The organism is Altererythrobacter sp. B11 (assembly GCF_003569745.1).
GTDB lineage: Bacteria > Pseudomonadota > Alphaproteobacteria > Sphingomonadales > Sphingomonadaceae > Croceibacterium_C.
In genome coordinates this window covers 1,070,935-1,084,139 of sequence record NZ_AP018498.1, presented here as the reverse complement: position 1 = coordinate 1,084,139, position 13,205 = coordinate 1,070,935, and the positions used below count along the sequence as shown (strand labels likewise).

At 67.8% G+C, this 13,205-nt stretch carries 13 protein-coding genes; 6 read left to right on the top strand and 7 right to left on the bottom strand.

Annotated features, from left to right (window positions below):
• Positions 1–69: 69 nt before the first annotated feature.
• Positions 70–996: a LysR family transcriptional regulator gene (locus AEB_RS05190; protein WP_119082232.1), complete on the top strand. Its 927-nt coding sequence runs from the start codon at positions 70–72 to the stop codon at positions 994–996.
• Between the two features lie 5 nt (positions 997–1,001).
• On the opposite strand, the gene AEB_RS05185 is transcribed toward AEB_RS05190, so the two are convergent.
• Positions 1,002–1,427, bottom strand: a complete 426-nt coding sequence (locus AEB_RS05185; protein ID WP_119082231.1) for a MarR family winged helix-turn-helix transcriptional regulator — start codon at positions 1,425–1,427, stop codon at positions 1,002–1,004.
• Between the two features lie 104 nt (positions 1,428–1,531).
• Here AEB_RS05185 and AEB_RS05180 point away from each other — a divergent pair, with 104 nt between their 5' ends.
• The 3 genes from AEB_RS05180 to AEB_RS05170 are packed head-to-tail and all read left to right on the top strand — an operon-like array spanning position 1,532 to position 5,789.
• Entirely contained in the window at positions 1,532–2,710 is a 1,179-nt protein-coding gene (locus AEB_RS05180; RefSeq protein ID WP_231958917.1) for an HlyD family secretion protein, read from the top strand.
• A complete protein-coding gene (locus tag AEB_RS05175; RefSeq protein WP_119082229.1) occupies positions 2,710–4,281 on the top strand; it encodes a DHA2 family efflux MFS transporter permease subunit in 1,572 nt (523 codons plus the stop codon). Before AEB_RS05180 ends, AEB_RS05175 begins: the two co-directional genes overlap by 1 nt.
• A 23-nt stretch (positions 4,282–4,304) precedes the next feature.
• Positions 4,305–5,789, top strand: coding sequence for an efflux transporter outer membrane subunit (locus tag AEB_RS05170; RefSeq protein ID WP_119082228.1), 1,485 nt, complete (start codon positions 4,305–4,307; stop codon positions 5,787–5,789).
• A gap of 23 nt (positions 5,790–5,812) precedes the next feature.
• On the opposite strand, the gene AEB_RS05165 is transcribed toward AEB_RS05170, so the two are convergent.
• The 6 genes from AEB_RS05165 to AEB_RS05140 are packed head-to-tail and all read right to left on the bottom strand — an operon-like array spanning position 5,813 to position 11,714.
• Positions 5,813–6,229, bottom strand: a complete 417-nt coding sequence (locus tag AEB_RS05165) for a Na+/H+ antiporter subunit G (protein WP_197714473.1) — start codon at positions 6,227–6,229, stop codon at positions 5,813–5,815.
• A 2-nt stretch (positions 6,230–6,231) separates the two neighbouring features.
• The gene (locus AEB_RS05160) at positions 6,232–6,501 is read right to left on the bottom strand and encodes a K+/H+ antiporter subunit F (RefSeq protein WP_119082227.1); all 270 of its coding nucleotides are present in this window, start codon (positions 6,499–6,501) and stop codon (positions 6,232–6,234) included.
• The gene (locus AEB_RS05155) at positions 6,498–6,986 is read right to left on the bottom strand and encodes a Na+/H+ antiporter subunit E (protein ID WP_172593009.1); all 489 of its coding nucleotides are present in this window, start codon (positions 6,984–6,986) and stop codon (positions 6,498–6,500) included. Before AEB_RS05155 ends, AEB_RS05160 begins: the two co-directional genes overlap by 4 nt.
• Positions 6,986–8,500, bottom strand: a complete 1,515-nt coding sequence (locus tag AEB_RS05150) for a monovalent cation/H+ antiporter subunit D (protein ID WP_119082225.1) — start codon at positions 8,498–8,500, stop codon at positions 6,986–6,988. Before AEB_RS05150 ends, AEB_RS05155 begins: the two co-directional genes overlap by 1 nt.
• Positions 8,497–8,868: a Na+/H+ antiporter subunit C gene (locus AEB_RS05145; RefSeq protein WP_188115289.1), complete on the bottom strand. Its 372-nt coding sequence runs from the start codon at positions 8,866–8,868 to the stop codon at positions 8,497–8,499. Before AEB_RS05145 ends, AEB_RS05150 begins: the two co-directional genes overlap by 4 nt.
• Positions 8,865–11,714 (bottom strand): monovalent cation/H+ antiporter subunit A, encoded by a 2,850-nt coding sequence (locus AEB_RS05140; protein WP_119082224.1) that lies wholly within the window; start codon positions 11,712–11,714, stop codon positions 8,865–8,867. The genes AEB_RS05145 and AEB_RS05140 overlap by 4 nt, the downstream gene beginning before the upstream one ends.
• Before the next feature lie 342 nt (positions 11,715–12,056).
• Here AEB_RS05140 and AEB_RS05135 point away from each other — a divergent pair, with 342 nt between their 5' ends.
• Both AEB_RS05135 and AEB_RS05130 read left to right on the top strand, forming a co-directional pair.
• Positions 12,057–12,446, top strand: a complete 390-nt coding sequence (locus AEB_RS05135; protein ID WP_119082223.1) for a hypothetical protein — start codon at positions 12,057–12,059, stop codon at positions 12,444–12,446.
• Positions 12,443–13,192: a cellulose synthase operon protein YhjQ/BcsQ gene (locus tag AEB_RS05130; RefSeq protein ID WP_119082222.1), complete on the top strand. Its 750-nt coding sequence runs from the start codon at positions 12,443–12,445 to the stop codon at positions 13,190–13,192. Before AEB_RS05135 ends, AEB_RS05130 begins: the two co-directional genes overlap by 4 nt.
• Positions 13,193–13,205 lie beyond the last annotated feature (13 nt).

Genomic DNA, 13,205 nt, shown 5'->3' with positions numbered 1-13,205 from the left:
CCCATGTAGGAGAGGTTGAGATTTCTGCTCAGTGCGATAAATCTGGCGTAACTATTCGAGGTTTTAGAAATGCCCGAACCTGGGACTCCCACGCTCGATCAGCTCGGCATCTTCCTCGCAGTGGTGGAGGAAGGCAGCTTCGCGGCCGCTGGCCGCCGGCTCAACCGTGCGGTTTCGGTGATCAGCTACGGCATCGCCAATCTGGAGGCGCAGCTGGGCCTGAAGCTGTTCGAGCGGGAGGGCACGCGCCGCCCGGTGCTGACTGCCGCGGGGGAAGCGGTGCTGGCCGATGCGCGGATCGTCGCCGGGGGCATCGCGGCGCTGCGCGCCAAGGCGCGGGGCCTGCTGCAGGGGCTGGAAGCGGAAGTGGGGCTGGCGGTTGACGTGATGCTGCCGGCGGAGCGGATCGCCGTGCTGCTGCGCGGCTTCCGTGCGGAATTCCCGACGGTTTCATTGCGGCTGCATGTGGAAGCGCTGGGCGCAGTGGCTGCGCGCGTGCTGGATGGAAGCGCCGGGCTCGGCATCGCGGGCCCGGTGGCTTCGGCCGCCGGCGGGTTGGTGCGCGCCGCGGCGGGTTGCGTGCCACTGGTGCCCGTCGCCGCGCCCGATCATCCGCTGGCGCGAATGGCCAGGCTGGAGCCGGGGGCGGCGCGCGCGCACATCCAGCTGGTCCTTACCGACCGGTCGCCGCTGACCGAGGGGCGGGATTTCGCCGTGACATCGCCGCAGACCTGGCGGCTGGCCGATCTCGGCGCCAAGCACGCCCTGCTGCGCGAGGGGATCGGCTGGGGCAACATGCCGCTGCCGATGATCGAAGGCGATCTGATGGCGGGAACGCTGGTGCGCCTGGTGATGCCCGATCATCCGGGCGGGCTCTACCGCTTCTATGCCGTGCATCGGGAAGATACCCCGCCCGGCCCAGCCACGGCCTGGCTGATGCAGCGCTTCGAAGATCTGGGCCGCGGCGACCCGACCGAAGGCCTGCCGGAAGTGTAAGCCGATCAGCTGTCCGGAATGGCCGCAATCAGCCGGCGGAGCATTCCCAGCAGCGCGGCCTGCTCCTGCTCGTCGAGGACGCCGAAGATCTGGCTGACGAACTGGCGCCGCATCGGCTCCGTCGTCGCCGCCGCCTCGATGCCCTTGCCGGTCACGCGAATCAGCTTGGCCCGGCGGTCGGTAGGGTCGGGTTGGCGTTCCACCAGCCCGTCTCGCTCCAGCCCGTCAATCGCTTCGGTGATGGTGCGCGGCGCAAGGCCGAACAGTTCGGCCACGTCCGTCCCCCGCATCGGCCCTCGCTTCTGCAGACATAACAACAGCTTGGTGCGAGCCAACGACGCCCCTTCGGAGGCCATGCGGCGATCAAGCTTTCGTGTCAGCTCGAGATAGAGCTCGGCATAAGCGGAGATAAGAGGTTCGATGTCAGCCATATAATGAGATACCTCAATATATGGTATTGCAATATGCTGCAAGAGCGAGCATCAGGCGCCCGTCAAACCCTGCCACCGGGGAATCGCACGAAAGGGAATCGAGAGTGCCGAGCGAAACCCACGAACCGCACGAAGCCGTCGCAGATACCCCCGAAACGGAGGCAGCAACGCCGCGCCGCACTTCCCCTCTCAAGCGGCGGGGCGTGCGCATCGGCCTGCTGGTGGCGCTGGCGGCTGCCCTCATCCTCGGCGGTATCTGGTTCTACGACTATTGGACCGTGGGACGGTTCCAGGAGAGCACCAACGACGCCTATCTTCAGGCCGATGCGCAGGTGGTGGCGCCCAAGATCGGCGGCTATGTGGAAGAGGTCTTCGTCACCGACAACCAAGCGGTGAAAGCGGGCGATCCGCTGTTCCGGATCGATCCGGGCGATTACCAGTCCGACGTGGCGCAGGCACAGGCGCAGATCGACGTAGCCGAAGCCAGCGCGCAGGCCCTGCGCGCGCAGATCAGCGAGCAGGAGGCCGCCGTTCAGGCGGCGCAGGCTCAGCTTGCCTCCGCGCGCAGCGACCTCAATCTCGCCCGCACCACTCTCGACCGCTATCGCGCTCTCGCCGCGACGGGCGCCGAATCGCGCGAAACGCTGTCGCAGGCGCAGAACCGCTTCGATCAGGCCAAGGCGGCAGTGGCTGCGCAGCAGGCCAATTTGCAGAGCGCCCGGCGCCGCGTGACCACGCTGCAGGCGCAGGTGCAGCAGGCCCGCGCCCAGGCGGAAGGCAGCGAAGCGGCGCGCTCCACCGCCTCCACCAATCTCGAATCGACTGTCGTGCGTGCCAGCGTCGCCGGGCGTGTGGGCAACAAGACCGTGCAGCTCGGCCAGTATGTGCAGCCGGGCACGCGCACCATGTCGATCGTGCCGATCGACAAGATCTATCTGGTCGCCAATTTCAAGGAGACCCAGATCGGCCAGATGCGCGTGGGCCAGCCCGCCATGATCGAAGTGGACGCGCTCGACGGTGTGGAGATCAGGGGCCATGTGGAGAGCTTCTCCCCCGGCACGGGCGCGCAGTTCTCCCTCCTCCCGCCAGAGAACGCCACCGGCAACTTCACCAAGATCGTGCAGCGTGTGCCGGTGCGTATTGCCATCGATGCCGATCCCGAAGTGCGCAAGCTGCTGGTTCCCGGCATGTCGGTGGACGTGACGGTGGACACGCGCTCCGCGCGGGGTTCGCTGGAAGCGATCACCAAGCAGCAGGAAGCCGCCGACAAGGCCGCTGACTGATGGCAGCCGCCGCCCATCCGGCAGCGGGCGCCGCGCCCGCCCGCAGCAACGGCAATGCCGACATGGGCGCCTGGCTGGCCGTGGCCGCCGGCACGCTGGGCGCGATGATGGCGACGCTCGACATCTCGATCGTCAATTCCGCCCTGCCGACCATCCAGGGCGAAATCGGCGCCAGCGGCACTGAAGGCACCTGGATCGCCACCTCCTATCTGGTGGCAGAAATCATCATCATCCCGCTGTGTAACTGGTTCGAGAAGCTGCTGGGCCTGCGGCGCTTCCTGCTGATCGCCGCGCTGCTGTTCACCGGATTTTCCGTGCTGTGCGGCAATGCCAGCGACCTCACTACCATGATCATCGGCCGGGCAGGCCAGGGCTTCACCGGCGGTGCGATGATTCCCACGGCGATGACGATCATCGCCACGCGCCTGCCACCGCACCAGCAGCCTATCGGCACCGCCATGTTCGGCGTCACCGCCATTCTCGGCCCGATCATCGGGCCGCTGCTCGGCGGCTGGCTGACCGAAGCCTTCAGCTGGCATTACGCCTTTCTCATCAACGTGCCGATCTGCGGCCTGCTGGTGGTGCTGCTGTTGGTAGGCCTGCCGCGAGACGAGATGCGGCCGGAACTGCTCAAGGAAGCGGATTGGCTGGGCCTGTTCGGCATGGCGCTGGGCCTCGGCTGCATGACCGTGGTGCTGGAAGAGGGCAATCGCGAACAGTGGTTCTCCTCGCGCCTGATCGTGGAGCTCACCATCCTGACCGTGATCGGCTTCGGCATGGTGATCGTGGGACAGTTCACCAACGAGAAGCCGATCATCCGCCTGTCTCTGCTGTTCGATCGCGTGTTCGGCAGCGTGGTGATCATGGCCACGATGATGGGCATGGTGATGTATGGCACCTCCTTCATCATCCCGCAGTTCCTGGCGGCGCTGGCCGATTACAACGCCCTGCAGGCGGGCAAGATCGTGATGATCTCCGGCTTCCCAGCCATGGCGCTGATGTTCTTCGCCCCGGTGCTGATGAAATGGGTGGATATCCGCATTGCCGTGGGCGTGGGCCTGCTGTTGCTGGCACTGAGCTGCTTCGTCGATACGTCGCTGACCGCCGATGCCGTGGGCGGCGACTTCGTTGACTCGCAACTCCTGCGCGGCGCCGGCACGGTGCTCGCCTTCGTTTTCCTCAATCAGGCGGCGATCTCCTCCGTGCCGGTGCAATATGCCGGCGACGCCTCCGGCCTGTTCAACGCAGCGCGCAATATCGGCGGATCGCTGGCGCTGGCCGCCATCGCCACGGTGCAGGAACAGCGCCAGTGGTTCCATTCGCGGAGGCTGGAAGAGACGCTGAGCGCCAACAGCGTGCGGGTGCAGGACTGGCTCGCCGCACAGACGCAGGCCTTGGGCGATCCGGGCGCCGCCCTGCGCTCGCTCGGCGGCACAATCCAGCGCGAGGCGCTGGTGATGACCTATAACGACATGTTCTGGATGCTGGCGGTGGGCATCGTCTGCGTGACGCCGCTGGTCCTGCTGCTGCGTCCGCTGCCCAAGAACCTTTCCTCCGGCCCGATGCACTGATGCCTGTGATGAGATCCGCTTCGATGACAGCTACCCCCCTGCGCAAATCCCTCGCGCCCGCAGCCCTGCTGCTGCTCGGCGCCTGCACCGTCGGCCCCGATTACGACGGGCCGCCGGCGATCAGTTCCGCCTCCGGGCAGGCGCCCGCCGCCTTTGCGCGGGCCGGCGCGGATGCCGATCTGGCAGCCCCCAGGCTCGCCGAATGGTGGACAGTGCTGGACGATCCCGTGCTCGACCGGCTGGAGCAGCAGGCGCTTGCCGGCAGCCCCGACCTCGCCCTTGCCCGGGCGCGGGTGGACGAGGCGCGGGCGGCGCTGGGCCTCTCGCGCGCCGAGCGCATGCCCTCGATCAGCACGATGGCGTCCGCCGCCCATATCCGGGTGCCGGGCATCGACCTGGGCGAGGATGACGGCAGCGATCAGGGGAATGGTGACGATCAGCGCGGCGACAGCGGCACCAGTTCGACCAATTTCTACAACCTCGGCCTCAACGCCTCATGGGAAGTCGATCTGTTCGGCGGCGCCCGCCGGCGGGACGAGGCAGCCCGGGCGGACCTGGGTGCCGCAGAAGCCAATGCCGATGATGCGCGGGTAAGCCTCACCTCTGCGGTGGCGGAGGCCTATCTCGCCCTCCGCGCGCGCCAGCAGGCCATCGGCCTCGCCCGGCAGGCGGTGGAGCAGCGTTCGCGCCTGGTCGACCTCCAGCAGCAGCGCTTCGATCTCGGCACGGGCACCGAGGTGGAGGTGCAACAGGCCAAGTCCGCCCTCGCACAGGCGCAGCAGCAGCTCGCTCCGCTGCGCGCCGAAGCCGATGGATTCGCCAATGCGCTGGCCATTCTGGCGGGCGAAGTGCCGGGCGCGGTGGACGCGCTGATCGCCACCCCCGCCGACATTCCGCTGCCGCCCGCCAGCGTCGCCGTAGGCGACCCAGCGGCGCTGTTCGCGCGTCGTCCCGACATCCGCGCGGCGGAGCGCCAGCTGGCGGCGCAGAGCGCGCGGATCGGGCTGCAGAAGGCCGCTCTCCTCCCGCGGCTCAGCTTCTTCGGCATTCTGGGCATTGGCGGCACCCATCTGGACGATCTGAGCAGGCTCGACGATTTCACCGCCATCGCCGCACCGATGCTGCAGTGGAACTTCCTCGATTTTGGGCGGGGCAAGGCACAGGTTGGCCAGGCCACCGCCCGCCGCGATCAGGCAGAGGCGCAGTATCGCAGCACCGTGCTGGGCGCGCTGCGCGATGTCGAGGATGCGCTGGCAAACTTCCGCGCCAGCCGCGAGGCCGTGGCCATGGCCGCGCGTGCCACCGCCAGCGCCGGGCGCATTGCCGAGCTTACCCGGCAGCGGCAGGAACACGGCGTGGCAGCCCTGCCCGAACTGCTGAACGCGCAGCTGGCCCAGAACAATGCGGAGCAGCAGCTGATCGCCGCCCGCGCCCAGCTGACGGCCGATTTCGTGACGCTGCAAAAGGCGCTCGGCCTCGGCTGGCAGGACGCGGCCTCCGCGCAATAGCCGTGCCCGGCCCGGACGCGCGGTCAATCGCGCGGCTGCAGGTCGCCCGGAAGATCCTGCTCCGGCGCCTTGCAGAAGGTCGCCCAGGCATTCGGATGGGGAAGCCCCTCGGCAATTTCATCGGCAGGGTTCGGGTCGATCCGACTGCCCTGCCGGTGCAGATGGGCCTTGGCGACCATATTGGCGGTGATCGGCGCAGCGATGAACAGGAACAGCGCGATCAGCAGCTCGTGCGCGGAAAAGTGTCCCACATGCACGGGGAAGAACAGCATGGATGCGGCCAGCGTTCCGCCCACGCCCAGCGTCGTTGCCTTGGTCGGCCCGTGCAGCCGCGTCATCAGCGAAGGCAGCCGGACCAGGCCCCAGGATCCGATCAGCGCGAAGGCGCCCCCGGCGAGGATAAGGATCGAAATGACGATGTCGGCGATCTGCTCCAGCATACCTATTCCACGATGTCGCCGCGCAGCAGGAACTTGGCATAGGCCACCGTTCCCACGAAGCCGACCATGGCCAGCAGCAGCGCCGCTTCGAAATAGAAGGCCGTCCGCTCATAGATCCCGAACAGCACGATCAGCGCGATCGCGTTGATGATCATCGTGTCGAGCGCCAGGATACGATCCCCCCGCGTCGGGCCGGCGAACAGCCGCCAGGCGTTCAGCGCGATCGCCGCGGCGATCATCGTGAAGCCGGCAGAGAGCGCAAGGGCGATCATTTATAAATCCTCATCAGGCGGGCTTCGTAGCGGGATTTGATGCGGGCGATCTCCGCATCCCGGTCGGCGAGGTCCAGCGCATGGACCAGCAGCATGCGGCCATCTGCCGAAACATCGGCCGTCACGGTACCGGGGGTGAGGCTGATCGTGCCGGCCAGCGTGGTGATCGCCTCCGGCTGGCGCACGTCCAGCGGGATCGCCAGCCAGCAGGCGCGCAGATCGCGATTGCGGCGGAACAGGATCAGCCAGGCGACCTGGAAATTGGCCACCACGATATCCCACGTCACGATCGCGAGATAATCCACCATCGCCCAGCCGAAGCGCAGGCGGGGCTTGGCGCTCCAATAAGGGGAGGTGAACAGCGGCACCAGCACGCCCACCGCCAGCGCCATCAGCACGCCGCCCACGGACAGACCATTCGCCAGCAGCAGCCAGACGATCACCAGCATGCCGCTGAGCCCGGGGTGGGGGAAGAGCCTGCGCATCAGGGGGCCGTCCTTTCAATACCCAGCACCGCCGCGATATAGGCCTGCGGCGCGAACAGCTGCCCCGCCGTGGCTTCGGCATAGCGGGTGGCCGGGCCGGCCAGCGCCGTCAACAGCCCGATCAGCACCACCACGCCCCAGGCGGGAGCGGTGGGAATGGCCTTGCCGCGCGGGCGTTCACTCGCTTCCCCGCCCGCGCGCTTCCAGAACAGCACGCTGCCGGCGCGGGCGAGGCCCAGCATGGCGAGGAAGGTGGAAAGCAGGATCGCCGCCCAGATCCATGGCGCGGCGGGCAGGACCGCGGTTGCCGAGAGGATCAGCAGCTTGCCCACGAAGCCCGAGAGCGGCGGCAGGCCGGCCAGCGCGATCGCGGCGAGCAGGAACAGCAGCGACAGCTGCCCCTCCCGCGCGAAGGGCCGCCCGGGGACGAGCCGGTCATCCTCCTCCGCCCGCGCGCGACCGATCAGGTCCGCGGTGAGGAACATCAGTGCACCCGCCAGCACGGAATGGGGCAGGTAATAGAGCGCCGCAACGGTGGAGGCGCGATCGAACGGCGCCACCGCAGCCAGCAGCGTGCCGGTCGATCCGATCACTCCGAAGGCGGCAAGCACGCGCAGGCGCCGCGCGGCCAGCACGCCGATGAAGCCCGCCAGCAGGCTCAGCAGCGCGGCCGGGAGCATCCAGCCTGACGGGGCCCAGGCGACCACGCCCGCCTCCGCGCCGAACACCAGCGTGGTGACCCGGAGGATGGAATAGACGCCGACCTTGGTCAGGATGGCGAACAGCGCCGCCACGGGGGCGGACGTGCTGGAATAGGCGCGCGGAAGCCAGAGGTGGAGCGGCAGCAGCGCGGCCTTGAGCGCGAAGACAGCAGTGAGCAATTGCGCACCCACGCGGATCAGCGGCTGGTCCCCCGCGGGAGCCTGCGCGATGCGCAGCGCCATGTCGGCCATATTGAGCGTGCCGGTGACGCCGTAGAGAATGCCGACCGCGATCAGGAACAGGATCGAGCCGACGAGATTCACCACCACATATTGCACGCCCGCCTGCAGCCGCTGCGCCCCCTGCCCGTGGAGCAGCAGCCCGTAGGAGGCGATCAGCAGCACTTCGAAGAACACGAACAGGTTGAACAGATCGCCGGTGAGGAAGGCGCCGTTGAGCCCCAGCAGCTGGAACTGGAACAGCGGGTGGAAATGCCACCCCCGCCGGTCCAGCCCGGTCAGCACCGCATGGGCCAGCACCGCCAGCGCCAGCAGGCTGGTGAGCAGCACCATCAGCGCCGCCAGCCGGTCCAGCACCAGCACGATGCCGAAGGGCGCGGGCCAATCGCCCAGCTGATAGGTGTGGATGGCGCCGCCCGAAGCCTGCGCGAACAGCGCCAGCGCGCTCGCCAGCGTCAGCACCGTGGCGCCGATCGAGAGATAGCGCCCGAGCCGCGTGTTGCGCGAGATGCGCAGCACGGTGAGCGCGGCGACCACGGCCGGTACGAGGATGGGGGCCATGATCAGGTTCATGCGCCGTCATCCCCGCGTCTGGCGGCGGCCTCGTCCCGCTCGGGCTCGCCATCGACGTGGTCGGTGCCGATCTCGAGATAGGACCGCAGCGCGAGGACGACGACGAAGGCGGTCATGCCGAAGGAGATAACGATGGCCGTCAGTACCAGCGCCTGCGGCAGCGGGTCGGTGTAGCCGGGGGCATCCGCCGAATAGATCGGCGGGCTGTTCACCGCCAGCCGGCCCATGGCGAAGAGGAAGGCGTTAATGGCGTAGGACAGCATCGCCAGCCCCAGCACCACGGGGAAGGTGCGGCCGCGCAGCACCAGATAGATGCCCGCAGCCATCAGCACGCCGATGGCGCTGGCGACGAAGAATTCCACGCTCATGGCTGCACCCCTGCCGTGCGGCTCGGGTCGATGTCCATCGGATGCTCGGTCCGCTCCAGCTTCTCCGCCCGGCGCGTGGCGTTGGACAGCTGCGCCAGCGCCAGCATCACCGCGCCCACAACGGCCAGCGCCACGCCCACGTCGAACAGCATGGCCGTGGCCAGTTCCACCTCGCCCACCAGTGGGAGGTGGAAATAGCCGAAGTCGCTGGTGAGGAAGGGGTGGCCGAAGGCCATCGCGCCCAGCCCCGTGGCCGCCGCGATCAGCACGCCGAAGCAGATCAGCGCATGGCGTTCGATCCGCCTGCGCTCCTCCGCCCAGGCAAAGCCCGAGGCCATGTATTGCACCAGCATGGCGATGGAGAACACGAGCCCGGCGATGAAGCCCCCGCCCGGCATGTTGTGCCCGCGCAGGAAGATGTAGAGCGCGACCACCATCGCCATCGGCAGGATCAGCCGGCTGGCGACCACCAGCATCATCGGGTGCCGTTCGGGCGAGCGGACCAGATCGGGGATCCACGCCATCAGCCGTCGGCCGGAAGTGCCGCGCACCGCCGTCTGCAGCAGGGAGAAGATGCCCAGCGCCGCAATGCCCAGCACGATGATCTCGCCAAAGGTATCGAACCCGCGGAAATCCACCAGAATCACGTTCACCACATTGGTCCCGCCGCCGCCCGGCTTGGCTTCGGCCCAGTGGAAGGCGGAGATCGGATCACGCGGCTGGCGCATCATGACGGCGTAGGCGAGCCAGCCCACCCCGCCCCCGCCGAGCACGGCCAACACCGCATCGCGCAGGCGGCGCGTGCCCGAATCCACCGACGGCGGCATCTTGGGCAGCAGGTTGAGCGCCAGCAGCAGGAGAAGGATCGTCACCACCTCCACCGAGATCTGCGTGAGCGCGAGATCGGGGGCGGAGAGGTAGATGAAGCCGAGCGAGACGACGAGGCCGATCACGCTGATATAGACGAGCGACAGGAAGCGGTGCCCTTCGGAAAGCACCACCGCCACCGTGCCTCCCAGCAGCGCAAGCCAGGCGAGCATCACGACGGGCGAAGCAGTGAGCGGCGCCCGCACGCCCGGCCGGTAGTCGCCCGTGGCGATCCCCTCCAGCCCGAGCGCGAGCGACACCACCAGCAGCACGAACAGCGTCCGCTGCAGCGAGCCGGTGTTCACGCGATCGGTAACAGCGCGGCTTCCCGCCACCAGCAGCGCCATCGCCCCGTCGAACAGGCGCTTCGCCACGGGGATCGGCAGGCGCCGCCACACCGCTTCGGCACCGGCGTGGCGCCACAGCAGCGCCGCGCCGCCCAGCACTGCGATCGCGCTCATCAACAGGGCAGGGGTCAGCCCGTGCCACATCTTCAAGGCGAAATGGGGCGGCTCCGCGCCGATCACCGCGCCGGAGACGGCCCGCACCAGTCCGCCCGCGAGCAGGCCGGGGAACAGGCCGATCAGCACCACCAGCAGCACCAGCACCGCGGGCGCCGCCCACAGGCCGATGCCCGGATCGTGCGGGGCATGCGGATAATCGCTGCGCTTCGGCCCGAAATAGACCTGCACCACGAAGCGGAAGGAATAAGCGGCCGAAAGCAGCGCCGCGATGGTGGCGATCACCGGCACCAGCCAGGCCTGCCCGGCCCAGCCCGTGTGCGCCGCCTCCTCCAGCATCATCTCCTTCGACAGGAAGCCGTTGAAGGGCGGCAGGCCCGCCATGGAGAGGCCGGCGATCGTACCCAGCGTCGCCGCAATCGGCATCAGATGCACCAGCCCACCCAGCCGCCGCGCATCGCGCGTGCCCACTTCATGATCCACGATCCCGGCGTTCATGAACAGCGCGGCCTTGAAGGTGGCGTGGTTGAGGATGTGGAACACGCCGATCACCGCCGCCATGGGCGTGGCAAAGCCGAACAGCATCGTCAGCAGGCCGAGATGGCTGATGGTGGAATAGGCCAGCAGCGCCTTAAGATCATCCTTGAACAGGGCGATGGCCGCCCCGGCGAGCATGGTGACGAGGCCGGTGGTGGCAACGAGGTAGAACCACAAATCGGTGCCCGAAAGCACCGGCCACAGCCGCGCCAGCAGGAACACCCCGGCCTTCACCATGGTCGCGCTGTGGAGATAGGCGCTGACCGGCGTGGGCGCGGCCATGGCGTGCGGCAGCCAGAAGTGGAACGGGAACTGCGCCGATTTGGCGAAGCAGCCGATCAGGATCAGCACCAGCGCCAGCGGATAGAGCGGCGCCGCCTGAACCACCTCCCGCGCGGCGAGAATGCGGGTGAGATCATAGGAGCCGGCAATCTGGCCGAGCAGCAGCATGCCCGCGATCAGCGCCAGCCCGCCGCCCCCCGTCACCGCCAGCGCCATGCGTGCGCCCTGCCGGCCTTCGGGGAGGTGTGACCAGAAGCCGATCAGCAGGAAGGAAGAAAGGCTCGTCAGTTCCCAATAGATCAGCAGCAGCAGGATGTTGTCCGACAGGACGATGCCCAGCATCGCCCCCTGGAACAGCATCAGGAAGGCGAAGAAGCGCGCCGTCGCCTCTCCGGCGGCGAGGTAAAAGGCGGCATAGATGATCACCAGCAGGCCGATGCCCAGGATCAGCCCGGCGAACATCAGCCCCAGCGGATCGAGGAAATAATCCGCATTGAGGCCGAGCAGGGGAATCCATTCGATCCGGGTGGAAAGCCGCCCTCCGGCGAGCACGGCCGGCGCGGCGGCCAGCACCGGCAGCAGCGCAGCCAGGGTGAAGGCGGCGGCGATCGCCGCATGCGCCATCCGGCCCAGCCGCGCGCCCAGGCTGACCGCCAGGGCACCGAGAAACGGCAGGGCAGAGATGAGCAGCAAGTTCAAGATGTCGCTCCGGCTGGCAGATCAGGCGTGCGCGGCCAGTCAGCCGGCCCGATCCACCCTTGCCTATTCTCGCCCCCGCGCCAATGCCCGGCGGGCAGGAAATTCGCACCGCCGGGTCGTTTATACGCGGATGGTGGCCGGAATTGCCCGCTACGTCCTGCAACCGTGGCAGAGCGCGAGGGAAACCGACAGGTCCATTCCCGCCACAGGAAGTATGCCATCCGCGGATTGCCTTGCATTTCAGAGTGATCGCTCCGCGTCCGCGTCATGGCGTGCGGATTATTCAACGGCTTCTTAACCAAAGCCGCCTAGCGATCTGCAGGACTGAAGGAATTCGGACCTATGCGATCAGACGCCAGCGCCTTGCTGCAGAAGCTCAACCGCCAGGAAATTCACTATCGGGAGTTTCCTGACCGCTATGCGGATCTGGAGCTGTGGCCGATCTTCGAAGCTTTGCTGAACGATCCCCGGATCGTGGAGCGCAAGCTCTCGCGCGTTGAGCAGCGCGAGGCGGAATTCGCGAAGGCGGTGGCGGCCGAAGCCGCACCGGCAAGCGTGCCGGTGCCCGAAGGCCACCCGCTGGAGCAGCAATTGTCTTCACTGCTGTCCGCCTACGGGTCGCAACCCGCGCCCGAAGCGGAACCGGCTGACGATAGCGCGGCGAAAGGCGGGCAGACGGAGGTGGTCGACCTTCGTTCCTTCTTCAATCGGCTGGGGGGAGAGCGCGGATGACCGTCATTCTCTGTCATGCTGCCAAGGGCGGCGTCGGGACGACCTTCCTTGCCGCGCAGCTGGCGCTGGGCGCCGCACGCCGGGGCCGCCGCGTCACCGCTGTGGATTTGACCGGGCAGGATTCGCTCAAGCTCCATTTCGGGCTGCTGCCGAACCAGTTCCTGCCCGGCTTCCTTACAGCCACCCGCGAACCGCTGGCTATCGCCGACGTCAACCTGATCGACGGCTATGACGAGCAGCGCGACCCGGCCGACACTGCGGCGGCCGTGCAAGAGCTTTGCAACGGCAGTGCAAATGAGGTGGTGATCGTCGACATTGCCGCTGGCGATCGGGCGCTGTTCGACCTGCTCCTGCCGGATGCCGATCTGCATCTTTCGGCCCTGCTCCCCGAGCCCGCATCGCTTGCCAGTCTCACGCGGCTGGCCCGGGAGGTTCCGGTCTCGAAGATGGAGAAGACCGCGCTGGTGCTCAACCAGCTGGAGGACCGGCGCAAGCTATCCCGCCACACGCACCGCTTCATCCGGGAAGTCTTCGGCGATCAGCTGATCGCCACCGTGCGGCGCGACGAGGCCGTGCCGGAAGCGCTCGCGACGTTCGAGACGCTCGCAAAGTCGGCACCGCAAAGCGTGGTCCTTCCGGATCTCGAAGCGCTCGCCGATGCGGTGCTCGCCCGTTGCGATGCCCCCATCGTGGAGCTGGACGGGGCGGCAGGCATGGACGGCCACACCGCGCAGCGCGCCGGTTGAGCGACAAGGACAC

Bases quoted from the DNA above. Each gene is read 5' to 3' on its own strand.
- AEB_RS05190 (WP_119082232.1), top strand. From the start codon at position 70: ATGCCCGAACCTGGGACTCCCACGCTCGATCAGCTCGGCATCTTCCTC.
- AEB_RS05185 (WP_119082231.1), bottom strand. From the start codon at position 1,427: ATGGCTGACATCGAACCTCTTATCTCCGCTTATGCCGAGCTCTATCTC.
- AEB_RS05175 (WP_119082229.1), top strand. From the start codon at position 2,710: ATGGCAGCCGCCGCCCATCCGGCAGCGGGCGCCGCGCCCGCCCGCAGC.
- AEB_RS05170 (WP_119082228.1), top strand. From the start codon at position 4,305: ATGACAGCTACCCCCCTGCGCAAATCCCTCGCGCCCGCAGCCCTGCTG.
- AEB_RS05165 (WP_197714473.1), bottom strand. From the start codon at position 6,229: ATGCTGGAGCAGATCGCCGACATCGTCATTTCGATCCTTATCCTCGCC.
- AEB_RS05160 (WP_119082227.1), bottom strand. From the start codon at position 6,501: ATGATCGCCCTTGCGCTCTCTGCCGGCTTCACGATGATCGCCGCGGCG.
- AEB_RS05155 (WP_172593009.1), bottom strand. From the start codon at position 6,986: ATGCGCAGGCTCTTCCCCCACCCCGGGCTCAGCGGCATGCTGGTGATC.
- AEB_RS05150 (WP_119082225.1), bottom strand. From the start codon at position 8,500: ATGAACCTGATCATGGCCCCCATCCTCGTACCGGCCGTGGTCGCCGCG.
- AEB_RS05145 (WP_188115289.1), bottom strand. From the start codon at position 8,868: ATGAGCGTGGAATTCTTCGTCGCCAGCGCCATCGGCGTGCTGATGGCT.
- AEB_RS05135 (WP_119082223.1), top strand. From the start codon at position 12,057: ATGCGATCAGACGCCAGCGCCTTGCTGCAGAAGCTCAACCGCCAGGAA.
- AEB_RS05130 (WP_119082222.1), top strand. From the start codon at position 12,443: ATGACCGTCATTCTCTGTCATGCTGCCAAGGGCGGCGTCGGGACGACC.